The organism is Streptomyces sp. NPDC006687 (assembly GCF_040636215.1).
In the GTDB taxonomy this organism is placed as follows: Bacteria; Actinomycetota; Actinomycetes; order Streptomycetales; family Streptomycetaceae; genus Streptomyces.
Window position 1 is genome coordinate 145193 of record NZ_JBEYJJ010000010.1, and the last position, 23167, is coordinate 168359.

The 23167-nt window shown below is 74.1% G+C and carries 16 protein-coding genes; 3 read left to right on the forward strand and 13 right to left on the reverse strand.

Going from position 1 to position 23167, the window contains the following annotated elements; translation table 11 throughout:
* Positions 1 to 91 precede the first annotated feature (91 nt).
* On the forward strand, positions 92 to 1549 hold the full coding sequence (locus ABZ716_RS15575) for a catalase (RefSeq protein WP_358959348.1): 1458 nt from the start codon (positions 92 to 94) through the stop codon (positions 1547 to 1549).
* A 418-nt stretch (positions 1550 to 1967) separates the two neighbouring features.
* Here ABZ716_RS15575 and ABZ716_RS15580 read toward each other — a convergent pair whose 3' ends face one another.
* Complete coding sequence (locus tag ABZ716_RS15580) at positions 1968 to 2651, reverse strand: alpha/beta hydrolase (protein WP_358959350.1); 684 nt, start codon at positions 2649 to 2651, stop codon at positions 1968 to 1970.
* A 224-nt stretch (positions 2652 to 2875) separates the two neighbouring features.
* A complete protein-coding gene (gene gcl / locus ABZ716_RS15585) occupies positions 2876 to 4663 on the reverse strand; it encodes a glyoxylate carboligase (protein WP_358959353.1) in 1788 nt (595 codons plus the stop codon).
* Positions 4664 to 4931: 268 nt separating this feature from the next.
* Between gcl and ABZ716_RS15590 the strand changes: the two genes are divergently transcribed.
* Positions 4932 to 5741, forward strand: a complete 810-nt coding sequence (locus ABZ716_RS15590; protein ID WP_358959355.1) for a hypothetical protein — start codon at positions 4932 to 4934, stop codon at positions 5739 to 5741.
* Between the two features lie 56 nt (positions 5742 to 5797).
* The gene (locus ABZ716_RS15595; RefSeq protein ID WP_351879667.1) at positions 5798 to 6286 is read left to right on the forward strand and encodes a glutathione peroxidase; all 489 of its coding nucleotides are present in this window, start codon (positions 5798 to 5800) and stop codon (positions 6284 to 6286) included.
* A 45-nt stretch (positions 6287 to 6331) separates the two neighbouring features.
* Here ABZ716_RS15595 and ABZ716_RS15600 read toward each other — a convergent pair whose 3' ends face one another.
* The 11 genes from ABZ716_RS15600 to ABZ716_RS15650 all read right to left on the reverse strand — a co-directional run bounded on the left by ABZ716_RS15600 (position 6332) and on the right by ABZ716_RS15650 (position 23159).
* Complete coding sequence (locus ABZ716_RS15600) at positions 6332 to 8014, reverse strand: AMP-binding protein (RefSeq protein WP_358959453.1); 1683 nt, start codon at positions 8012 to 8014, stop codon at positions 6332 to 6334.
* Between the two features lie 51 nt (positions 8015 to 8065).
* Entirely contained in the window at positions 8066 to 9160 is a 1095-nt protein-coding gene (locus ABZ716_RS15605; protein WP_358959359.1) for a winged helix DNA-binding domain-containing protein, read from the reverse strand.
* Positions 9161 to 9195: 35 nt separating this feature from the next.
* Positions 9196 to 9432, reverse strand: coding sequence for a DUF6213 family protein (locus ABZ716_RS15610; RefSeq protein ID WP_358959362.1), 237 nt, complete (start codon positions 9430 to 9432; stop codon positions 9196 to 9198).
* Positions 9433 to 9457: 25 nt separating this feature from the next.
* Positions 9458 to 9880 carry a CBS domain-containing protein gene (locus tag ABZ716_RS15615; RefSeq protein WP_351879658.1) on the reverse strand — a complete coding sequence of 141 codons (423 nt, stop codon included), beginning with the start codon at positions 9878 to 9880 and terminating at the stop codon, positions 9458 to 9460.
* Positions 9881 to 9918: 38 nt separating this feature from the next.
* Positions 9919 to 11307, reverse strand: coding sequence for an MFS transporter (locus ABZ716_RS15620; RefSeq protein ID WP_358959365.1), 1389 nt, complete (start codon positions 11305 to 11307; stop codon positions 9919 to 9921).
* A 184-nt stretch (positions 11308 to 11491) separates the two neighbouring features.
* Positions 11492 to 13540 carry an elongation factor G gene (gene fusA / locus ABZ716_RS15625; protein ID WP_358959367.1) on the reverse strand — a complete coding sequence of 683 codons (2049 nt, stop codon included), beginning with the start codon at positions 13538 to 13540 and terminating at the stop codon, positions 11492 to 11494.
* A 377-nt stretch (positions 13541 to 13917) separates the two neighbouring features.
* Entirely contained in the window at positions 13918 to 14655 is a 738-nt protein-coding gene (locus ABZ716_RS15630; protein WP_358959370.1) for a tyrosine-protein phosphatase, read from the reverse strand.
* Positions 14656 to 14700: 45 nt separating this feature from the next.
* Positions 14701 to 18690 (reverse strand): pentapeptide repeat-containing protein, encoded by a 3990-nt coding sequence (locus ABZ716_RS15635; RefSeq protein WP_358959372.1) that lies wholly within the window; start codon positions 18688 to 18690, stop codon positions 14701 to 14703.
* On the reverse strand, positions 18687 to 19748 hold the full coding sequence (locus ABZ716_RS15640) for a MoxR family ATPase (RefSeq protein ID WP_358959375.1): 1062 nt from the start codon (positions 19746 to 19748) through the stop codon (positions 18687 to 18689). The genes ABZ716_RS15635 and ABZ716_RS15640 overlap by 4 nt, the downstream gene beginning before the upstream one ends.
* Before the next feature lie 82 nt (positions 19749 to 19830).
* The gene (locus tag ABZ716_RS15645; RefSeq protein WP_358959376.1) at positions 19831 to 21903 is read right to left on the reverse strand and encodes a hypothetical protein; all 2073 of its coding nucleotides are present in this window, start codon (positions 21901 to 21903) and stop codon (positions 19831 to 19833) included.
* The gene (locus ABZ716_RS15650) at positions 21900 to 23159 is read right to left on the reverse strand and encodes a hypothetical protein (protein ID WP_358959379.1); all 1260 of its coding nucleotides are present in this window, start codon (positions 23157 to 23159) and stop codon (positions 21900 to 21902) included. The genes ABZ716_RS15645 and ABZ716_RS15650 overlap by 4 nt, the downstream gene beginning before the upstream one ends.
* Positions 23160 to 23167: the final 8 nt, after the last annotated feature.

Genomic DNA, 23167 nt, shown 5'->3' on the forward strand with positions numbered 1-23167 from the left:
CAAACTGTTGACGATGCGTTCACGCCGAAATTAGGCTGTTCCGCATGACGGAAGACGCTTTCCGTCGCAGTTTCCCGTACGGAAGGTCACCATGTCGAAGCGCACGCTGACGACCGAGTCCGGCGCCCCGGTCGCCGACAATCAGAACTCCGCCACCGCCGGCGTCGGTGGCCCGCTCCTGATTCAGGACCAGCAGCTCCTGGAGAAGCTCGCCCGCTTCAACCGTGAGCGCATCCCGGAGCGCGTGGTGCACGCCCGCGGCTCGGCCGCGTACGGCTACTTCGAGGTGACCGACGACGTCACCGCCTACACCTCGGCCAAGTTCCTCTCCGAGGTCGGCAAGAAGACCGAGACCTTCCTGCGGTTCTCCACGGTGGCCGACTCCCTCGGTGGCGCGGACGCCGTCCGCGACCCGCGCGGCTTCGCGCTGAAGTTCTACACCGAGGACGGCAATTACGACCTCGTCGGGAACAACACCCCGGTGTTCTTCATCAAGGACCCGATCAAGTTCCCCGACTTCATCCACTCCCAGAAGCGCGACCCCTTCACGGGCAAGCAGGAGCCGGACAACGTCTGGGACTTCTGGGCGCACGCCCCCGAGGCCACGCACCAGATCACCTGGCTGATGGGCGACCGCGGCATCCCGGCCTCCTACCGCCACATGAACGGCTACGGCTCCCACACCTACCAGTGGACCAACGCCCAGGGTGAGGCGTTCTTCGTCAAGTACCACTTCAAGACGAACCAGGGCATCCGCTGCCTGTCGTCCGAGCAGGCCGCCGAACTCGCCGGCAAGGACGCCAACTCGCACCAGACGGACCTGCTCCAGGCCATCGAGCGCGGTGTGAACCCGAGCTGGACCCTCTACGTCCAGGTCATGCCGGCCGCCGAGGCCGCGGACTACCGCTTCAACCCGTTCGACCTCACCAAGGTGTGGCCGCACGCCGACTACCCGCTGCAGCGCGTCGGCCGCCTGGTCCTCGACCGCAACCCGGACAACGTCTTCGCCGAGGTGGAGCAGTCCGCGTTCTCCCCGAACAACTTCGTCCCGGGCATCACCGCCTCGCCGGACAAGATGCTCCAGGGCCGCCTGTTCGCGTACGCCGACGCCCAGCGCTACCGCCTCGGCGTCAACCACACCCAGCTGCCGGTCAACGCCCCCAAGGCGACGAAGGCCGACAACTACGGCCGCGACGGTGTGATGGCGCTGCGCAACGGCTCGCGCCACGACAAGAACTACGAGCCCAACTCGTACCAGGGTCCGGCCGAAACCGGTCTCGCGCTGGGCGCCCCGAAGGCCGTCTCCGGCTACACGGGTACCCACGAGGCGCCGGCCCACACCAAGGACGACGACTTCTTCCAGGCCGGTGAGCTCTACCGCCTGATGTCGGAGGCCGAGAAGCAGCGTCTGGTGGCGAACATCGCCGGCGGCCTGTCCCAGGTCACCCTCGAGGACGTCATCGAGAAGAACCTGGCTCACTTCCACGCCGCGGACGCCGACTACGGCCGCCGCGTCGAGGAGGCCGTGCGCGCCCTGCGCGACGCCTGAGCCCCACAGATGTGCCGGGGGTCTGACGGGAGGTCAGGCCCCGGGTGCTGAGCCCGCACCGCGGACCCGGATGAGGGGTGGTACGCGGTGGGGGCCGGACGAGGACCGTGGTGGGCGAGCGAGCCAGTGCGGTGGTCATGGGTTCCGAGGCCCGTCTCTTGACCTGAGGGAGACGACGCCGGAGTTCTCGTCGCCCGCCCGCCACGGTCCCAGCCATTCCCCTTCGTACCGGGGCCGCGCACAGAGCCCCCTGTACGGAGGACACCTCCCCTTCAGTCTCCGCCCGGCGGTGCGAACGTCCTGTCGCGCCAGCCTCGCTCCGTCGGGCGGTCACAAACCAGAGCGCCGAGTCACGGACGGTCCCGTGACTCGGCGCTTTGCCGTACCCGTGGCCGTCCTGGCCGTCACACGTCACACGTCACACCGAGCGGGCGGCCGTACGGATCAGGTCCAGGACCTCCTGCGGCCGCGACAGCATCGGCACGTGCGAGGAGTCCGCCTCGGCGGTGGTGGCGCCCATGCGCTGCGCGGCGAAGCGCTGGAGTTCCGGATCGACCGCCCGGTCCCGCGTGGTGACCAGGAACCAGCTGGGCCTGACCCGCCAGGCAGGGTCATCGACCGTGGAGCCCAGGACCTCGGCGCGGGGCGCACCCTGCGTGGCCCACACCAGGCGCTGCTCCTCCTCCGGCAGGTCGCCGCAGAAGTCGGAGATGCCGTCGCGGGAGATCCAGATGCGGCCGTCCTCCTGGTCCAGGTGGGAGAAGAGCGGCGGCGGGTCGAACTTCCCGATCAGTTCCTCGGGGGTCTCGCCGCTGTCCGGCGCCAGCGCCGCGAGGTAGACCAGTCCCGCGACCCGTGCGTCCGTGCCGGCGGCGGTGATGACGTACCCGCCCCACGAGTGCCCGACGAGCAGGGCCGGGGCGCTGACCCGGGCCAGCGCGCGGTGGACGGCGTCCACGTCCCCGTCCAGGGAGTCCAGGCTGTTCTGCGCGGAGACCACCTCGTGCCCCTCGCGCTGGAGGGCCGGGATCAGCTTGCTGTAACAGGATCCGTCGGCCCACAGGCCGTGGGCGAAGACGATGCTCGGCTTGCTCGACGACATCTGCGTGCTCCTCCGGGGACGGGGCTGCCGCGGCCGCGCCCGGCCTTCCGGGGCGGGGTGCGGGCGGCGGGGCCCGCGGCGGCGGTGCCCCTCCAGAAGTCCACACCAGGACCCGCCGTGCCGCATCCCGGCGCGCGCTCACGAGCGGCAGGGAGACGGGCACGTGAAGCGGCCCCCGTCCCTCCTTCCGGAAGGGCGGGGGCCGCTGCGCGGTGCGGGGGCGGTCAGACCTGGAGGGCCTTGATCGCGGTCGGGGCGTGGCCCGGCTCGGTGGCGAGCTCCTCGAACTCGGTGACGTCGCTCATGTCGACCGTCTTGCTCATCGCGATGTTGGTGACGCGCTCCAGGATGGCCTCGACGACGACGGGGACCTGGAACTCCTGCGCCAGCTTCTTGGCCTGCTCGAACGCCTCGCCCAGCTTCTCCGGGTCGGTGACGCGGATGGCCTTGACGCCCAGGCCCTCGGCGACCTTGACGTGGTCGACGCCGTAGACGCCGATCTCCGGGGTGTTGATGTTCTCGAACTCCAGGTTGACCTCGAAGTTGATGCCGAGGCCGCCCTGCGCCTGGCGGATCAGACCCAGGTAGGCGTTGTTCACGAGGACGTGGACGTACGGGACCCGGTGCTGGGCGGCGACCGCCAGCTCCTCGATCATGAACTGGAAGTCGTAGTCGCCGGAGAGGGCGACGACGGGGGTCTCGGGCTGCGCGGTCGCGGCGCCGATGGCGGCCGGGATGGTCCAGCCGAGCGGGCCGGCCTGGCCGCAGTTGACCCAGTGGCGCGGCTTGTAGACGTGCAGGAACTGCGCGGCGGCGATCTGCGAGAGGCCGATGGTGGTGACGTAGCGGGTCTCCGGGCCGAACGCCTTGTTCATCTCCTCGTAGACGCGCTGCGGCTTCATGGGGATGTTCTCGAAGTGCGTACGGCGCTGCAGGGTGGCCTTGCGCTCCTGCGCGGAGGCGGCCCAGGCGGAGAAGTCCGGGAGCTTGCCCTCGGCCTTGAGCTCCTTGGCGACCTCGATGAAGAGCTCCAGGGCGACCTTGGCGTCGGAGGCGATGCCGAAGTCGGGGGCGAAGATCTTGCCCAGCTGGGTGGGCTCGATGTCGACGTGGACGAACTTGCGGCCCTTGGTGTAGGCGTCCAGGTTGTAACCGGTGTGACGGTTGGCCCAGCGGTTGCCGATGCCGATGACGGTGTCCGACTCCAGGAACGTCGCGTTGCCGTAGCGGTGGGCGGTCTGCACGCCGACCATGCCGGCGGCCAGCTCGTGGTCGTCCGGGATGGTGCCCCAGCCCATCAGGGTGGAGATGACGGGGATGTTCGTCAGCTCGGCGAACTCGACCAGCAGGTCGCAGGCGTCGGCGTTGATGATGCCGCCGCCGGCGACGATCAGCGGACGCTCGGCCTCCAGCAGGAAGCCCAGGGCCTTCTCGGCCTGCGCGCGGCTGGCCTGCGGCTTGTAGACCGGCAGCGGGGTGTAGGTCTCGGGGTCGAACTCGATCTCCGTCAGCTGGACGTCGATCGGCAGGTCGATGAGGACCGGGCCGGGACGGCCGGAGCGCATCAGGTGGAACGCCTGCTGGAAGACGCCGGGGACCTGCGCGGCCTCCAGGACCGTGGTGGCGGCCTTGGTGACGGGCTTGGCGATCGAGGCGATGTCGACGGCCTGGAAGTCCTCCTTGTGGAGCTTCGAGACCGGGGCCTGTCCGGTGATGCACAGGATCGGGATGGAGTCCGCGATCGCGGAGTACAGGCCGGTGATCATGTCGGTGCCGGCCGGGCCCGAGGTACCGATGCAGACGCCGATGTTGCCCGCCTTGGCACGGGTGTAGCCCTCGGCCATGTGCGAGGCGCCCTCGACGTGACGGGCCAGCGTGTGCGCGATCCCGCCCACGTTCTTGAGCTCGCGGTAGAACGGGTTGATCGCGGCACCGGGCACGCCGAACGCCTGTTCGACACCCTCGAGCTTGAGGATCTCAACGGCGGCAGCGGCGGCTGTCATACGAGGCATCAGGTTCTCCTGCGGGTCTGGCGGTCAGACTTTTTCCGGCATCCGGAATTATTGTTCTGCTATACGAAACAAGCTAAGTGGCGGCTCCCTGCGCGTCAAGGCGGTGGGGCACCCCGGAACCCACCAAAAGCCGCATCTGTTTCGGTGAGTTGCACAAATGACCGCCCTCGCGGACCGAAACGGCGTGATTCGGCGGGCACGCTCGCCCCGGCGGTCGCCGGTGGTGGAGCATGGACGCACGCACAGCGACGGAGGGGGTCCAGGGCTCATGGCGGAAGCGGTACCGGTGCGCTGCCCGGCGTGCCAGCGCGAGAACAGCTACACCTCACCGGTCTTCCCGTGTGCCTGCGGGAGTCCGGTCGTCCCGCCGCTGGACCGGGAGGCCGCGCCTCTGCCGCTGACGCACCGCACCTGGCAGGACAGCTGGGTGACGGTGCGGTGCGGGGCCTGCGGACGGGAGAGCGAGTGGCCGCACCCGGAGGTGGGCTGCGGGGCGTGCGGGACGGTGGTGCTGGTACCCGTACGGCCGCCGGGGCCGGCCACGGCGGACGGGGGCGCGGAGACCGGGCCCGGCGCGGGCGGCGAGGGTTCCGACGGGCGGGAGCCAGCGGCGGCGGACGGCCCGGACGGGACCGGGCACCGGGCGGGCGGCCCCGGCTCCGGTCAGGCCGCGGCGCGGGGTCCCGTCTCGCGGCCGCCGTTCCGGCCCGTGACCATCCGTACCGCCCGGGACGCGGTCGCGGCGGCCGTGCTGTACCTGCGCTGGCTCGGCTTCCGGGACGTCCGCCAGCCCGACGGGGTGCCCATCCCCTCGGCGGCGGTGGACCTGCGGGCGCCGGGGGTGGTGGCCCAGGTGGACCCGACCACGGCGCCGGCCGGGCTGCGGGCGGTGGAGTGCGTGTGGCTGAACGGTCTGACGGCCTCGGCGACCAGCGTCTACTTCGCCCTCGCGGGCTATACGGAGGAGGCCCGCAGCCGCGCGGACGACCTGGGGATACCGCTGTTCGTCATGGACCTCACTGGTATGCCCCAGCCGGCCAACGACCCGGCGGACGCACTGGTCGGGCGGGGAGCTTAGGCTCGGGGGCTGTCGGCCCTGACCGCTGACCCGACCGCCGAGCCGAGGAGAGTCCGATGAGCCTGTACGACATCCCGCTGACCACCCTGGACGACGAGCCCACCAGCCTGGGAGCCCACCGCGGCAAGGCCGTCCTGGTGGTGAACACCGCCTCGCAGTGCGGGCTCACCCCCCAGTACTCGGGTCTGGCCCGGCTGCAGTTCAAGTACGAGGAGCGGGGCTTCACCGTCATCGGCGTGCCCTGCAACCAGTTCGGCGGCCAGGAGCCGGGTACCGCGGAGGACATCCAGACCTTCTGCGCGGCCGGCTTCGGGGTGACCTTCCCGATGCTGGAGAAGTCCGAGGTCAACGGGGAGAACCGGCACCCGCTGTACCAGGAGCTGGTGAAGACCCCGGACGCCGACGGCGAGGCGGGGGACATCCAGTGGAACTTCGAGAAGTTCCTGATCTCCCCCGCCGGCGAGGTCGTGGCGCGCTTCCGCCCCCGCACCGAGCCGGAGGCCCCCGAGGTCATCGCGGCGATCGAGGCACACCTGCCGGCCTGACCCCGGGCCCGGCGGGCGCCCGTGCGGTACGGGCGCCCGGGGGCCTCATTCCGCCACGTCGGCCTCGTCGTACTCGGCGCCGGAACCGGCGGCCGTGAGGTCCCGCAGCTCCACCCGGCGGATCTTGCCGGACACGGTCTTGGGCAGCTCGGCGAACTCGATGCGCCGGATCCGCTTGTACGGGGAGAGCACCGCCCGCGAGTGCGCGAACAGCAGGCGCGCGGTCTCCTCCCCGGGCTCCCAGCCGGCGGCGAGGGTGATGTACGCCTTGGGCACGGCGAGCCGCAGCGGGTCCGGGGCCGGGACGACGGCCGCCTCGGCGACGGCCTCGTGCTCCAGCAGGGCGCTCTCCAGCTCGAACGGGCTGATCTTGTAGTCGGACGCCTTGAACACGTCGTCGGCCCGGCCCACGTAGGTGAGGTAGCCGTCGGCGTCGCGCGAGGCGATGTCCCCGGTGCGGTAGAGCCCGTCCGCCATGGCCTCGGCGGTGCGCTCGGGGTCGTCGCGGTAGCCGGTCATCACCCCGGCGGGGGCGGTGCGCAGGTCCACGCAGAGTTCGCCCTCGTCGGGGGACTCCTTGCCGGTGACGGGGTCCAGCAGCACGATCTCGTAGCCGGGCGCGGGGCGGCCCATGGAGCCCGGCTTGACGGGGGCTCCGGGGAAGTTGCCCACCTGGAGGGTGGTCTCGGTCTGCCCGAACCCGTCGCGGATGGTGAGGCCCCACGCCTGCCTGACCCGTTCGATGACCTCGGGGTTCAGCGGTTCGCCCGCTGCCACGGCCTCGCGCGGGGGCCGGCGCAGGGCCGTCAGGTCGGACTGGATCAGCATCCGCCAGACGGTGGGCGGGGCGCAGAAGGTGGTGACCCCGCCCCGGTCCATCTCCGCCATGAGCCGCTGCGCGTCGAAGCGGGTGTAGTTGTGGACGAAGACGGTGGCGCCCGCGTTCCAGGGGGCGAAGAGGTTGGACCAGGCGTGCTTGGCCCAGCCGGGCGAGGCGATGTTGAGGTGGACGTCGCCGGGGCGCAGACCCAGCCAGTACATGGTGGACAGGTGCCCGATGGGGTACGAGGCGTGGGTGTGCTCGACGAGCTTGGGGCGGGCGGTGGTGCCCGAGGTGAAGTAGAGCATCAGGGGGTCGGAGGCGGCGGTGGGCCCGTCGGGGCGGAAGGCGCTGTCGGCCGCCCCGGCGTCCGCGAGCCGCAGCCAGCCGGCCGGGACCTCGTCCCCGGCGGCGATCCGTGTGTAGCCGCCCGGGACCTCGTCGAACTTCGGGGCGTCCTCGACGCGCGCGATCACATGGCGCACGTTCCCGCGTTCGATGCGGTCGCGCAGGTCGGCGGGGCCGAGCAGCGGGGTGGCCGGGATGACGACGGCGCGCAGCTTCATCGCGCCGAGCATCACCTCCCACAGCTCGCGCTGGTTGCCCAGCATGACCAGGATCCGGTCACCGGCGGCGACCCCCTGCGCGCGCAGCCAGGTGGCGGCGGATCCGGACCGCAGCCGCATCTCCTCGAAGGAGACGGCGAGGGTGGTCCCGTCCTCCTCCACGATCCGCAGCGCGTCGGCGGTGTTCCCCTCCGCGATGCGGTCGAACCAGTCGAACGCCCAGTTGAACCGCTCGGGGCGGGGCCAGGTGAATCCGGCGCGGGCCTCCTCGTACCGGCCCCGGCGTTCGAGGAGGAAGTCCCGTGCGGCGAGGAAGCTGTTGGTGGCGCTGTTCTCCGTCATGGTCATGATATGCATCGTGCCGCGCCGGACGGGCCCCGCACCAGGGCGACATCAGCCTCGGACGGACCCGAAGCGCACCTTCCCGGGCCCGTCGCCCAGCGCGGCGAGCATGGCCTCCCCCTCGGCGACGATCTCCTCCTTCACCGCCGCGGCCGTCTCCCGGAACAGCTCGACGATGACCACACCGCCCGCGGCGGCCCACACCCCGCCCAGGAACCCGTCGGCCATCAGCACGCACCGGCTCTGGTTCCCGCTGGTGTTGCGCCCCTTGAACTCCGGCGGGACGACACGGGCCCGGTCGGCGTGCGAGAGCAGCAGGTTGTCGAACTCGGGGAGGAAGCGGGGCGGCGCCGGGGTGCCGGGGTCGGGGCGGGGGGCGTCGGGCAGGTCGAACAGCTCGACGCCGTTCTCGTCGCGGAAGGTCACCAGGCGCGGGCGGAGCCCCTCGAAGACCCCGCGGAGCCGGGTGAGCCCGGCCCAGGTCTGCATGTCCTTGACGGAGGCGGGCCCGAAGGCGGCGAGGTACCGCAGCACCACCCCGTCCATCCCCTCCCCTTCCCTCTCCCTCTCCCCCGTCCACCGCTCCAGGGTGGTCAGCCGCACCTGCCCGCCGCGCCCCCACACCCCGCGCGGGGTGACCTGGACCAGGGGCAGCAGACAGCGCGCGGCCACGGCGAGCGCCTGGGGATCGGCCCCGGGCCACTGCCGCAGCAGCTCCTCGCGGATCTCCCCCATGGTCCGCGGCTCCTCCTCCACGAACCCCCGGGCCCGCCCGGCCAGCGCCCCGAGGTCGACCCCTGCCAGGCCCTTCCGGAAGTACCCCACCTCCCGGTCCCGCGCCCCCTGCACCAGGGGCCTGAGGGTCAGGGCGTCCTGGACGGTATGGGCGTGGATGGTCGACCGCATGGTCACCATCCGCACCACCTGCCGCTCCTCCATCAACCGCCCCAACTCCTCGGGCCGGAACCCGGCGAGGCGTGCGTGCAGCTGGTAGTAGGGCGGTTTGACGTTCTGCGCCTGTAGCCCGAGCAGATGCGCGACGGCCCCACCCGCCGGCATCGCGGCGCGTCCGAGCAGCAACTGTCGGGCGAGCGTGGCCCGGTTGAGAGCCCGGACACCGAGTACGGAACGCGCGGGGGAAGCCATACCGGCAACCTAGCCCCCGGATGCCGGGGCGGGCGTCAGTTCTCCCCCTCCGCGAGGGGCATGTAGCCGATGCACTCCACGTCGATCTGGTCGGCCAGTTCGACCAGGGCGTTGGCCAGTCCCAGGGTCGTGCCGGGGTCGAGGTCGGTCTCGCCGTCGTAGACCGAGTACAGCCAGCCGCCCGCGAGGCGGCGCAGCAGGGCGGTGACCTCGTCCGCTGGAATCAGCAGCCCGCCGTCCGCCACCGAGACCAGGGGTACGTACGCGTTCATGGCGACACCTCCTCCGCTGCGCCCTTCAGCTGTCCGGCCCGGCCGCCGCGATCGCCGCGAGGGCCGAGCCCGGGTCCTGTTCCACCACGAGGTCGCCGAGGCTCACGACGCCGACGAGTTCGCCGTCCCCGGTCACCACCGGCAGGCGGCGCAGGGCCTTGCGCCGCATGAGGGTGATGGCCTGGTCGACGCCCTCGTCGGGTCCGACGGTGACGAGGTCGGTGGTGCAGACGGCCTCCACGGCCGTCTCGGCGGGGTCCCGGTCCCCGGCCACGGCCCGGACGACGAGGTCCCGGTCGGTCAGGATGCCGCGGAGCCGGCCCGCGTCGACGACGAGCACGTCACCGATGTCGGCGTCCCGCATCACTCGTGCCGCCTCGGCCAGCGAGGTCGTTCGAGCGACGGCCACCGGGTTCCCGGTCATCACCTCACGCACCTTGCGCGCCATGGCTCCTCCCAGCGCCGGATACCGCTCCCAGCACGCGGCTACCCGCGCCGGGGCCCGCCAATCCCCGCCCCGGCCTGCGGGGCGGGCGAGACGTCGTCCAGCCGGCGCAGCGCCGCCCGGCGCTGGAGCAGGGCCACCACCGCCACGCCCGTCCCGAGCGCCAGCCAGCCGGCGGGGCCCGCGACCATGACGGCGCCGGTCAGCAGCAGCGGTCCGACGGCCTTCTGGGCGGACGGGGAGATACCGGCCACCCCGAGGTAGGCGGCCCGCGCCTCCTGGGGCGCGAGGGAGACGGCCAGCTCCCAGGAGCACACCGAGCGCACCAGCTCGGCGGCGGTGACCAGGACCGCCGCGCCGAGCAGGAGGGCGGAGGCGGCCCAGGGGCCGTGGGCGGGGGTGAGCGCGAGGAGCGCGCAGGCGGCGAGCAGGAAGAGCCCGTACCAGGCGACGGCGGTCGCGGCCTGGCGCGCGGTGGCGACCTTGGCCGACACGGTGAGCTGGAGGACGACCACGAGCACGGTGTTGACGGCGAGGAACGCCGGGACGACGGCGTGCGGCGCGTCGGTGTGGTGGACGAGCCAGAGCGGCAGGCCGACGTTGAGGAGGGAGTCGTCGAGGTTGAGCGGCAGGTCCAGCAGGACGAAGCGGAGGTAGCCGCGGTCCCGCCAGGGGCTCCTGCGGCGGCCGGGCGCGGGGGTGGTGTCCCGCGCCGGGCGCGCGGGGGTGACGAGGCGGCCGTGGCCCTGCGGTTCCCGGGTGCGCCACACGAGCGCGGAGGCGAGCAGGAAGGACAGGGCGTTACCGAGGATGAGCGCCTCGTAGGCGCCCCGGGTGCCGACGGCGAGACCGAGCGCGGCGATGCCCGCGCCGACGGCGTAGCCCGCGTTGGCGGCGCTGCGCGACAGGGCCTGGTAGGTGGCGCGCCGGTCGCCCGCCACGCGGGTGGCGAAGAGCATTTCGAGGATCTTGGCGGCCCGGTCGCCGAGCTGGGTGAGGGCGACGATCAGCAGGAGCAGCTCGAAGCGGGTGACGACGAGCATCGCGCAGAGGGCGGCGAGGCGCAGGAGGTGGCAGCCGATCAGGAGGGGCCGTATCGGGAACCGGCCGGCGAGGTGGCCGGCGACCGGGGAGCCCGCGATGCCGGCCACGGCGCCGACGCCGAGCATGAGGCCGAGGCGGCCGGCGTCGAGGCCGACGACGAAGGTGAAGAAGAGGACGGACGAGGCGGCCCAGACCCCGGTCCCGGTGCGGTCGAGGAGCTGGGCGAGCAGCATGACGCGCGCGTCGCGCCCCCCGGGCGGCCGCCGCAGCTGCGCGAACAGCCCGCTCGACGCCGCGCCGGGGTCGGCCCCGGTCCCCTCGCCGGTGTCCCGGCCGGTGCCGGTGCCGTTGTCCTCGTGCTGGTCCGCCGTGCCGCGCCGCCCCATGCCGGGCTCCCGCCTTCCCCCGTCGAAAGTATCTCGATGTCGAGATACCTGGGGTAGCTTGCCGGGTCATCTATCTCGACGTCAAGATATTTCGAGCGCGGACGGCAGAAGCGCGGACGGCAGAAGCACTGACCGCGGAAGGCGGAGGGCCCCCGCCCCGGCAGGACGGGACGGGGGCCATCGGCTAGCGGGCGGCCAGGAGCGTCGCGGCCACGGCCGCCGGGACCGGGGCCAGGCCCGCCGGGCGGGTGGTGAAGGTGCCCCGGCCCTGGGTGCGGCCGCGCAGGCGGGACGCGTAGCCGAAGAGTTCGGCCAGCGGCACCGTCGCCGTCACCACCGCGGTGCCGGTCCGGGTGGCCGAGCCGGTCACCCGGCCCCGCCGGGCGGCGAGATCGCCGAGGACCGTGCCGACGGACTCGTCCGGGACGGTCACCGTGATCTCCGCGACCGGCTCCAGCAGCTCCAGCGTGCTCGCGCGCAGGGCTTCCCGCAGCGCGAACCGGCCGGCCGCACGGAAGGCGAGCTCCGAGGAGTCCTTGGAGTGGGTCGCCCCGTCGGTGAGGACGACCCGCAGCCCCGTCACCGGGTGCCCGCCGAGCGGCCCTTCGGCGAGGGCGTCCCGGCAGCCGGCTTCCACGGCCCGCGCGTACTCCTGCGGAACCCGGCCCCCGACGACCGCCGAACGGAACGCGAAGCCCGGCTCGCCCAGCGGCTCGACGTCGATCACCACATGGGCGAACTGGCCGGCGCCGCCGTCCTGTTTGACGTGCCGGTAGGCCAGCCCGCTGACCCCCTCCACCACGGTCTCCCGGTAGGACACCCGGGGCCGGCCCACGACGACCTCGACCCCCTGGTCCCGGCGGATCTTCTCCACCGCGACCTCCAGGTGCAGCTCGCCCAGCCCCGACAGCACGGTCTGCCCGGTCTCGGCGTCGGTGCGGACCACCAGCGAGGGGTCCTCCTCGGCGATCCGGGCCAGCGCGGCGGAGAGCCGGCCGGTGTCGGTGCTGCGGGCCGCCTCGACCGCCACCGACACCACCGGGTCGGCCACGGTGGGCGGTTCGAGGAGCAGCGGCGCCCCCGGCGCGCACAGCGTGCTTCCGGCCCGGGCCGCCTTGGGTCCGATCACGGCGACGATGTCACCGGCCACCGCCTCCTCCCGCTCCTCGTGCCGGTCGGCCTGCACCCGCAGGATCCGCCCGATCCGTTCCGTCCGGCCCGTCCCGGGGTCCAGGACGGTGTCGCCCTTGCGCAGGGTGCCCGCGTAGAGGCGTACGTACGTCAGCCGCCCGGTCGCCGTCGCCGTCACCTTGAAGGCGAGCGCGGCCAGCGGCTCCGCCGGGTCGGCGGGGCGGCCCTGCACCGCCGGCATGTCGGCCGGCGACGGCAGGTACGCCACGACGGCGTCCAGCAGCGGCTCGATCCCGCGGTTGCGGTACGCCGAACCGCACAGGACGACGACGCCGTCCCCGGCGAGGGTCAGCTCGCGCAGGGCACGGACCAGCGTGGCCTCGCCCAGGGACCCCGCGGAGCAGAACTCCTCCAGGGCGTCGGAGTGGAGCTCGGCCACCGTCTCCTCCAGCAGCCGGCGCCGCCGCTCCGCCTCCTCCCGCAGCGCTTCGGGGACGGGCGCCGTCTCGTACGAGTCGGCGCCCGCGCCCCACAGCAGGGCGCGCATCCGCAGGAGGTCGACGACGCCGGTGAAGGCGTCCTCACGGCCGACGGGCAGCTGGACGACCAGGGGCACGGCCCCGAGCCGGTCCCGGATCGAGGCCACCGCCGCGTCGAGGTCGGCGCCCGCGCGGTCCAGCTTGTTGACGAACGCGATCCGCGGCACGCCGTGCCGGTCCGCCTGCCGCCACACCGACTCGCTCTGCGGCTCGACCCCGGCCACGGCGTCGAACACCGCGACGGCCCCGTCCAGGACGCGCAGGGAGCGCTCGACCTCGTCGGCGAAGTCGACGTGCCCGGGGGTGTCGATCAGGTTGACGCGGTGCCCGTCCCATGCGCAGCTGACGGCCGCGGCGAAGATGGTGATGCCGCGGGCGCGTTCCTGGGCGTCGAAGTCGGTGACCGTCGTGCCGTCGTGGACCTCGCCGCGCTTGTGGATGGTGCCGGTGGCGAAGAGGATCCGCTCGGTGACGGTGGTCTTGCCGGCGTCGACGTGGGCGAGGATGCCGAGGTTGCGGACGGTGGTGAGGGGGTCGGGACGGGAGTGGGTACGGGTGCGCATGGCCCAGGGCCTTTCGGATGCCGTGGAGCGGGTGGAGAGGGCAGCGCGATTTCCCGGTGGGTGCACGCAGACGCACGGCTGCTCTGACGACACGCCAGAGATAAGTGCACATGGGCCATTTCATGGCCTGCCTGAGTGCCTCACACGGGTACGGTGACAGCCGCGCAGCTGTTACCGCGCGCTGCGAGACACCGGGATCACGTCGTACCGGGCCGGGGGAACCAGGGCGGTGGCGGTGTGCGTACGCATGGCCCTGTTCCCCTTCTCTTCGTCCGACGGCATGAGGCGCGCGGCCCGTCTCGGCGGCGCGCAGGGCGAGTTTAGGCAGGGCGCGCCGCTCGCCGCACCGCGTTTTTCCCCGGCCGGTCCCGGCCCCTTCAGACGAGGAAGCGCTCGCGCAGCCGGGTGACGGTGGCGGGGGTGATGCCGACGGTGCCGGTGAGGTAGCCGGAGGGGGAGCCGTACCGGCTGGTCAGGTCGGCGAGGACCAGCGCCATGACCTCCGCCGGGGCGCGGCCGTACGAGGGCCAGAGCAGGGTGCGGTCCGGGTGGGCGGCGTGCCAGTCGGCGACGAGGCGGGCGGTGGCGAGCTCGGTGAGGGCGAAGTCGGCCAGGATCTGTTCCTCGTCCACGTCGAGGAGGGTCAGGAGGAGGGCGGCGATCAGGCCGGTGCGGTCCTTGCCGGAGGTGCAGTGGAAGACGGCGGGCCCAGGGCCGTCGGCGATCAGCTCGACAGCCCGGCGGATTTCCTCGACGCCGTCCTCGGCGACCTCGGCGAAGCGGTCGGCGAGGTAGCGCCAGGGGTCGAGGGCGGGGTCGATCAGGGCCTGGTCGTAGGGGCGGTGCTCGATGCTGAGGTTGGCGTAGGTGAAGCGCTCCGGCTCGGGTATCCGGCCCTTGGCCTCGATCTCCCAGGGGTAGCGCAGATCGATGACGGTACGGATGCCGAGGCCGAGGAAGCGGTCCCAGTCACCGTGCGCGGTGTCGAGCTTCCCGAGGGAGTCGGCGCGGTAGAGGACACCCCTGGCGACGGTCCGGCCGTCGGCGGAGCGGTAGCCGCCGAGGTCGCGGAAGTTGTGGAGGCGGGCGAAGGGGATGTGACGGGGGGCGGACACGGCTAACTCCGGCGGCAGGAAAGGCGGTTGTACCGACAGGATGTCTCACCCCTCCCCCGGGGGATCGGGTGGGTGCGGGGAGGCGATGTCCCACAGGCCGCCGTCCGCCTGGGTCACCGTCCAGTCGCCCGGCAGGGAGAGGGAGCGTCCGAGCTGGACGTCGGTGAACTCGACCCTGCCGTGGAAGACCGCGCCCTCGAAGCTGAGACCGGCCCGGAACTCGGACCGCTCGATGCAGAACAGGCCGTCGAAGACGGTTTCGTCGAAGACGGCACCGCCGGTGAACTCGGCGTCCAGGAACAGCACGCTGCCCTTGAAGCGGGTCTCCCGGAAGCCGGCGCCCGGGTGGCCGACGCGGAGGGCGTCACTCTGGAAGAGGCCCTCGAAGACGGCGCGGTCGAAGCTCGCCCCGCCCCGGCAGGTGGTGGCCCGGAACAGGCCCGTGCCCGCGAAGCGGGCGTCGTTGAAGTCCACGAAGCCTTCGAACCGGGCCGCTTCGAACGAGGCCGCACCCTCGAAGGCGGCGTGGGCGAACGTCGCCGGGCCGGCGCAGTGGACACGGTCGAAGACCGCTTCCCCCTTGACGTCCAGGTGGTCGAAGACCGCCTCCGCGTCGAAGCGCGTGCCCTTGGCGGAGAACCGGCCCTCGCACACCGAGCCGGCGAACGAAGCCCCGTCGGCGAAGACGGCGCCGTCCAGCGTCAGCCCGCGCCCACAGGCCGTGCCGGTCAGGTCCGCCGGCCCCGACACCGTCATACCGCCCATGTCGGCGCCCTCCCGCAGACGGGCGGACCGGAACGACATGCCGGCGGACCATACGGCCCGGAGGAACCGGGCGTCACGGGTGAAGTCGGCGCGGTCGAAGGAGGCCGGGGCGCTGAAGTCGCTGCCGGTGAAATCGGCTTCTTCGTGGAAGACGGCGTGTTCGAAGAGGGCCCGGCCGTGGAAGAAGGCCCGGCGGAAACGTACCGGTCCCGCGAACTCCGCCCCGGCGAAGCCGGCGTCGCCCGTGAAGAGGACGTCCTCCTCCGCCCAGCCGCCCTCGAAGCGAGCGGCGGTGAAGTCCACCCGGCCGAGCCGGATCACCCCCGTCTCCGGCTCGCGCACCGCGTCGAGCACCCTGCCCAGCAGGCCGTCCGCGAAGGTGGTCCCGCGCAGATCGAGCTCCGTGTCCGGTCCCAACGTCCGCAGGAAGGCGTCCTGTTCCGCCTCCGTCAGGTGGGTCAGGCAGGCGCGGCGGCCCGGCAGCCGGATTCCGGGACAGCCCAGCGGCTCGGCATCGGTGATGCCGGCGCGGCACGGGGGCCAGGCGGCCGCCGTGTCCCGGACCGATTCACCGGCCCGCTCCAGCAGTTCCCCCAGCTGCCGGGGATCGCCCCCGTACACCCACGCCCCGGCGCCGTCCCCGAGCGGGGTGAACGCGCTCAGCGCGGCCGGGCCGACCCGTTCGCCGAGTTCCTCGTACAGCCGCTGGGACAGGGCGAGGAGGAGCCGCCCGCCGCGGCCCCGCCGGGCCCCGCGCAGCCGCTCCGCGACCAGGCCGTGGTCGATCAGGCGTTCCGCTTCCTCCGGTTCGCCCTCCCGGTCCGAAGTGCCGAGGACCAGGGCGAGCGGGGGCACGCCCTCCCCCAGCGCACCCCTGTGGCCGGCCAGCGTGGCCGGCAGGGCCACGAGCAGCCGGCCAGCGCGGCTGAGGGCGTCGGGCGCGTCGATCAGCAGGTGCAGGGTCCTCGAACCCGCGCCGCCGAGCAGCGACCCGCCGACCTGGGACCCGGTCATCAGCCGGGCCATGAGGTCCCGCAGCTCCTCGACCGCCGAGCTTCCGCGTGGCATGGCCCCCTGGCCCACCCGGACGTCCACGGTCACCTGCGGACCGTCGTGGGCCTGTGTCCGGTACGAGCGCGCGGGCGGATGGGCGTCCAGCACCGAGCGGAAGGACGCCTGGTCCAGCAGGGCGGTCCCGGAGAGGAACACCAGACGGTCGGGGTGCAGAGTGTGCACCACCCCGAGCAGCCGGCCCTCGTGGGACACCGGGCCGCCGACGAAGTGGGTCCAGGTCTCCGGTTCCGGGGAGAGCCGGACGAGTTCCCCGTTGGCCGCTCCGCCGTCGCCGACCAGGGCTCCGGTCAGCGCGGCCGGCTGTCCCGCCTCCGTGGCCCCGTCGACGCGCAGGCGCGCCTCGGCCCCGGGCGGGGGCGTGCCCCACAGCTGCGGGACGAACCGCGCGGGGTCGGCCAGGTCCCGCTCGCTCTCCAGCAGCAGGACGGGCGGGCTCGCGTCGTCCCACCACACCGCCCGGCAGGCGAACTCCCGGCCGCCCGCCCTGACCCACGCCGCCGTCTCCCCCGGCCTCGGGAGGACCTGCCCCACCGTGAGGACCAGCCGGGGCGCGAGCAGGGTTCCCACGTCCGTGGGCTCGCGCAGCGATTCGAAGCCGACCCGGACCACCCGGTCGCCGAGCCCCCCGTCCGCGGCCGGGGCGGAGTCCGGTGCCTCGGCCGGGTCCGCCGGCCCGCGTTCCGCGAACGGCAGCGCGCCTTCCGGGACCAGGCGGCGGCCCTCCTCGCCCGTCGTGACGCGGGTCGCCGAGAAGTCCGGGCCCGTGCCCCGGTTGCGGGACATGAACTCCCACACCCGGCGGCGGACCAACTCCCGTACCGCCGCCACGTCCCCCCGTAGCTGGGAGCCGAGGAGGGCCTCCCGTACGCCCGGTAAGAACTCGAACTCGGTCTCTTCCGACCGCTGTTGCCCGTCCCAGGGGGCGAAGAGGCCGCCGAGGGCCACCTCCGCCAGGTGGCCGTGCTCGGAGCCGCGCAGCAGGGAGCGGCGGACGAGGGTCATCACGGGCAGGGTCAGCGGTACGGCGGCCAGGTGCGCGGCGAGCTGCTGGGCGGTCGGGGAGGCGCCGGCGCGGAAGCGCTCCACCAGCTCCAGCGGGTCGGCGGCCCGCCGGGGCGGGGCCGGGGGCCGGTCCGGGGCCGCGTCCAGACGCAGGCAGGCCAGGCGGCGCCAGCGCCCGTCGCCGGACACCACCCGTACCAGGCGGCCCAGGCTCCCGGAGGCGAGGCCCACCACGGGGACGGCCGGTCCGCCGCCGCGCGCCCGGCGGGCGGCCGGGACCCGCTGCCAGGAGCGGGTGGCGGCGGCGGGCCGGTCGGAGCGGACGGCGAAGGGCACGGGCCGGACGGCGCCCCGGCTCCACAGCCGTTCGGGCAGGACGTTCAGCACGGCCACGGCGTTGTGGCTGCTCCAGTGACGCAGGACCGCGCGCAGCGGCCCCTCCTGCCAGCCCCCGGCGACGGTGTCGGAGACGACGAGGATCAGCCGCCGGCCGGCCGGGTCGGCGAGTTCGAGGGGGTTGCGGGGGGCTCCGCCGGGGCCCCGGGCGAGCTGCGGGGTCGCGCCGCGGCCGGTGCCGCCCAGCTGCCAGGTGCGGACGTCGCGGAAGACCCCGCTGCGGGTGAAGACCCCGCTGAGCTCGGCGACCAGGTCGGCCCACAGCAGCATCGAGTGGTGGGTGTCGACGACCAGGGCCAGGTCCAGCCAGCGGCTCTCGGCGGGGCGGAGCACCGGGGTGGGGACCATGGCCTCGATGCTGCGCTCCACGGTGAGCTGCTCGTCGAGTTCCTCACCGGGCCCGCCGATGGAGCGGCGGCCGACGGGCCGCAGGGAGCGCATCAGGCCGAGCGGGTCGTCGAGGGAGGCGGTGCGCGGCAGGCGCAGGGGTACGCCGCGCCGTCCGCCCTCCCCGTCGGCGTGCCCGGCGGACGTGCCGGGGCGGGTTCCGGCGGGGAAGAGCTGGGCGGCGCCGGGTGCGGAGGCGGGGGCGGGTCCCGGCGGGGCGGGCGGCGGTGACGGCGGCTGCGCCGCGGTGTCACCGGCCGCCGGGGCGGGGGCGGGGGCCTGCGCGGCGGCGGGGTCCACCCGGGCGGCCAGCCACAGGATGTCGGCGATCTCCTCCGCCCCGACGGCGGTCCGCGGGGCGATGCCGTCCTCGGCTCCTTCGGCGAAGGCGGCGAGGAGCCTGTCGATCACGCCGTGGGCCCGGTCAGGTGCTGCATGACGGTGGCGAGGAAGCGGTCGCGGTCCCCCGGCGCCGACCAGGCCCCCGCCAGGCGCAGCTGGATGGCGTTGAGGAGCTGGTCGGTGGCCAGGTCGCCGTCCTCGGCGCGTTCGAGGAAGCTGCGGACGAGGTCCTGGTACTCGGCCGCGTCGGCGCCGGTGATGTCCACGCCGAGCCTGCCGCGCACGATACGGGCGAGCTTCTCGGGGCCGGGGGCGTCCAGGTGGAGGCGTACGCAGCGGCGCAGGAAGGCGGGCGGGAAGTCGCGTTCGCCGTTGCTGGTGAGGACGACGACGGGGAAGTAGCGGCACTGCACGCGGCCCTGGGTGACGGCGACGCCCGCGTCGGGGTCGTCGTCGGTCCCGATGGCGACGGTCGGTTCCTCCTTGGCCAGCCGGGCGAGTTCGGGGATGACGAAGCCGCCGTCCTCGAAGACGGTGAGGAGGTCTCCGGGCAGGTCGATGTCGCTCTTGTCGATCTCGTCGATGAGCAGGACGCGCGGCCTGCTCTGCGGCAGCAGGGCGGTGCCGAGCGGGCCCAGGCGCAGGTAGCGGGCGATGGAGGGGGCGGGCGCGGCGGGGGCGGGGGCGCCGGGGACGCGGACCTGTTCCAGGCCGGCCTCCTGGAGCCGGCCGATGGCGTCGTAGAGGTAGAGGCCGTCGCGCAGGACGGTGCGGCTGGTGATGGGCCAGTGCAGGACCGGGCCCAGGGCGAGGTCGGCGGCGATGCTGTAGGCGAGGGTGGACTTCCCGACGCCGGGCTTGCCGGTGATGAGCAGCGGCCGGCGCAGGTGGAGGGCGGTGTTGACGACATCCTTCTCCGGCTCGTCGGGGACGTAGCCCTCGCCGCGCCGCCGGGTGCGCTCCCACGCCTCGCCCGCGCAGCCGGGCGGCCCGTAGGCGGGGTCGGGCGCGCCGGTGAAGTCCCGCCAGGGCGGCGGCGATCCGGCTTCCAGCCGGGCGCGGCGCTCCTCGCCCGGGCCCGACCCCTGGTACAGCCACCAGTCCTTCGCCACTGCCTCTTCCTCCATCGTCGCGTGAAGTCCTGCCGTCGGTCGGGCCGTTGGGGCCGTTCGGGTCGTTCGATCGTCGCTCGGTCGTCGTGCGGGGGGGTCAGGTCAGGGAGCGGAGGTCGATCGTGTCGTCGGGATCGTCCCACAACAGCACCAGCCGGTCTGCCCCTTCGGCCGCGCCCCCGGCGGCCGCCCGGCGCGCTTCGGCCACCCGGGCGGGCAGCCCCAGCACCGCCGGCGCGCCCGGGAGCGCCTCCGGGGAGAGCAGGACGGACAGACCGCCGGCGGGTGCGCCGCCGCCGCGCAGCCAGACGGCGACGGGTACCCCTCCTTCGAGGAGCGCCTCCAGCAGGGCGCCGATCCGGGCCGCCGAGGCGTGGCCGAGGACGCAGGCGGGCGCGGTGCGGGCCCCCAGCTGCACCCCGAGGGCGTCGGTGACCTCCGCGTCCTCGACGACCCGTACGGTGTCCCGGTGCCGGCCGCCGTGGGTGTGCATCCAGCGCCACTTGGCGTGCCAGGCGGTGCGGGTGTCCTCGCGTTCCTGCGGGCAGCGCACCACCACCTCGTAGAGCATCCCGAGGGGCCGGGTCCGGCCGGCGGGTCCGCGCGGTACGGGCCACTGGTCGAAGTCCGTCTCCAGCATCTCGTACGGCACATGGAACTCGATCCGTTCGACGCTCCCGTACGACTGCCCGTCCCCCTCGTCCGCCTCGGGCGCGGCGGCGAGCTCGGTGAGCCGGCGCAGGAGTTCGGCGCGTACGGCGGCCTGGGTGAGCGGGCGGTCCTCCGACTCCCAGATCTGGCGGGTGTGTTCGCCGCGCAGCCACATCCGGGCGTGCAGGCCGTCCTCGCCGCCGGGCGGGGACTCCAGCCGGACGTGCAGCACGGCCCGCCGGGCGGGGGCGGGCGGCGGACGCAGCACGGGCAGGGCGAGGCGCTGGCGGGTGGCGCGGACCCACTGGGCGAGCCGGGCCGCCCAGGCCGGGTCGCCGAGGCCGCCGCCGGGGCCGCGGGGGCGGGTGGCGCGGTCGGCGAGGTAGTGCACGAAGGGCACGGCCAGGGGCATGCCGGTGCGGCCGCCCTGCCGCTCGTCGAGGTCCGCCACCACGTCGAGGAGGCTGTCGGCGGGCAGTCCGCTGTGGACGGGGGTGGCACAGCCGGCCTCCTTGAACGCCCAGGTGTACGCCTCGTAGGCGCAGCGCGGCAGGCCGCGGCCCTCGAACAGGGCGCCGAGCCCGTCCCAGCCGGTCTGGTCGAGGCGGGCGGCCCGCGGCAGGGCGGGCCCGTGGAGTCCGTCGTCGAGGAAGGAGCCGGCGTCCCAGTCCCGGTCGACGAGGAACTGGGGCAACTGCCAGCCCTCGCCGCGCTCGCGCAGCTCCTGGAAGGTGCGGTGGATCCGGCGGGCGGCCTGCGGGAGGGCGGTGGCGCCCTCGCGTACGGACCGGTCGCCGAGTTCGCCGAGCAGGGCCTCGGTGAAGCGGCCGGCGCCCCGCTCGGCGTCGTTCTGGGCGGCTTCGCCCTCGCGGGAGGCGTAGAGGCGGAACTGCCGCCGCCCGGGGACGGTGGCGCCGCCGCCGTAGTCGGTGCGGCCGAAGTTCCACCGGCTGTCGCGGGGGGCGTCGACCCGGCAGGCGTCCACCAGGGCGGCCTGGAGCGGGAACCGGCGGTGCTTGACCAGGTCGGTGCGCCACCAGCGCAGGGCGGAGTCGAGGTTGAGGTGGCGGATCTGGCCGGGTCCGGCGTCGGCGCAGGGCAGCATCAGCTCACCGTCGCGGAGGAAGCCGTGGCCGGCCCAGAAGATCCAGAGCAGGTCTCCGTCGCACTGCGGGAGTTCTTCGAGGAGGGCCGACTTGGCGTTCGCCTCGGTGGCGGGCCGGTGCGCGGGCCGCAGCGCGGCCAGGCCCGGGGAGCCCGTCCAGTCGAGCCGGTCGGGATCGTCCAGCGGGGAGAGCAGCAGCCGTATGTTCGCCGCCGGGACCTCGCCGGGGCCGGTCAGCCAGCGGGCGAAGCGCAGGGCGTCGCGGGCGGGTCCGCGCAGGTCCCAGCGGTGGCTGATCCCGTACCGTTCGACCCCGGCGACGAGCGCGAAGGTCCGCCGGGGGGTGAAGGCCGCGGGTAAGTCGAGCTGTGGGGGCGGGAGTTCGCGGTCGGCCCGGGTGCGGGGGTGCGTCACCCGATGCCCGCCTCGGTCACCGCCCGTTCGATGCGCTCGTAGAGGGACGGCTGTTTCCAGTAGGCGCTGTGGGAGGCCGGGAAGGGCTGGCGGCTGCGGACCTCGTGGTCGCTGACGCGCGGGTCGCCGGGGAAGACGGGCCCGGCGAGGTAGGAGAGCACGTCCTGGCGGTCGTAGACGTTGAGCCAGCGCGGGAAGCCGTACGGGAGGGCGCTGCCGGGCGGGAGGGCGGTGAGCGCGCCGAGTTCGTACAGGTACGGGGCCTGCGAGCCGACGGTGACCAGCAGGCCGGCGCCGGGTACGGGGGCGCCGGTGGCGGCCTCCAGGGCGAGGAGGTCCACCAGGGCGATCCCGCCGAGGCTGTGGCCGATCAGTACGGTCGGGCCCGGCTCGGCGGTGATGCGGGCGTGCAGGAACGCGCGCAGCTCGGTGCCCCGGGCCTGGTAGCGCAGGATGTCGCCGAGTGCGGGGGTGGCGCCGACGGTGAGGGAGCCCCGCCAGGCGTTGAGCAGGGGCTGCGTCGAGACCCGCAGCGCGAGCCGGCCGAGGAGGGCGGCCGCGCGGGCGCCGGGGACGCGGGCGCCGCCGCCCAGGCGGGTGGTGAGGAGGTCGACGAGCCGGTCCCGTTCGGCGGCGGTGCAGTCGGCGTCGGCCCCGGCGGTGGCGAGGGCGCCGGCGGTGACGGAGCGGGCGAGGGCTGCTGCGAGCTCGCGGGCCTGCGGTTCGGCGGTGGCGCGGACCCCGGCGCGGGCGGCTTCGGCGGAGCCGGCGGCGGCCTCCAGGGCCGGGCGGAACCCGGCGGCGAGGCCGGTGCCGTCCAGCAGGGCGCGGAGCTCGCCGGGGTGTTCGCCGGGGGTGTCGTAGGGGGCTTCGGCGAGGCGGTGCAGCAGCTCCAGGACGTGTGCGCCGGCCACCTGGACGCCCGGCAGGGCGAAGGGGTCGTCCCCCTCGGCCTCCCCCGGGCCGCCGGTGTCCCAGCCGGCTTCCGCCAGCACGCGCAGCTCGCACAGCGGGTCGGCGAGCAGCAGCCCCCATTCGGCGGTCTCGGCGTCGGCGGCGTCCGCGTGCCCGGGGACGCGCAGCCCCGGGACGGAGCGGCCGCCCGAGCCGAGGGCGGCTCCGAACCGTTCGCCCCAGAAGCAGGAGTCGACGGCGGCTCCGGGGAAGCGGGCCGCGAGCCGTTCGCGGACCAGCGCGAAGAGGGTGTCGTGCCGCTCGCGCCGCACCCCCGTGCCGTGAACGAACAGAAACCGCATCGCGCCGC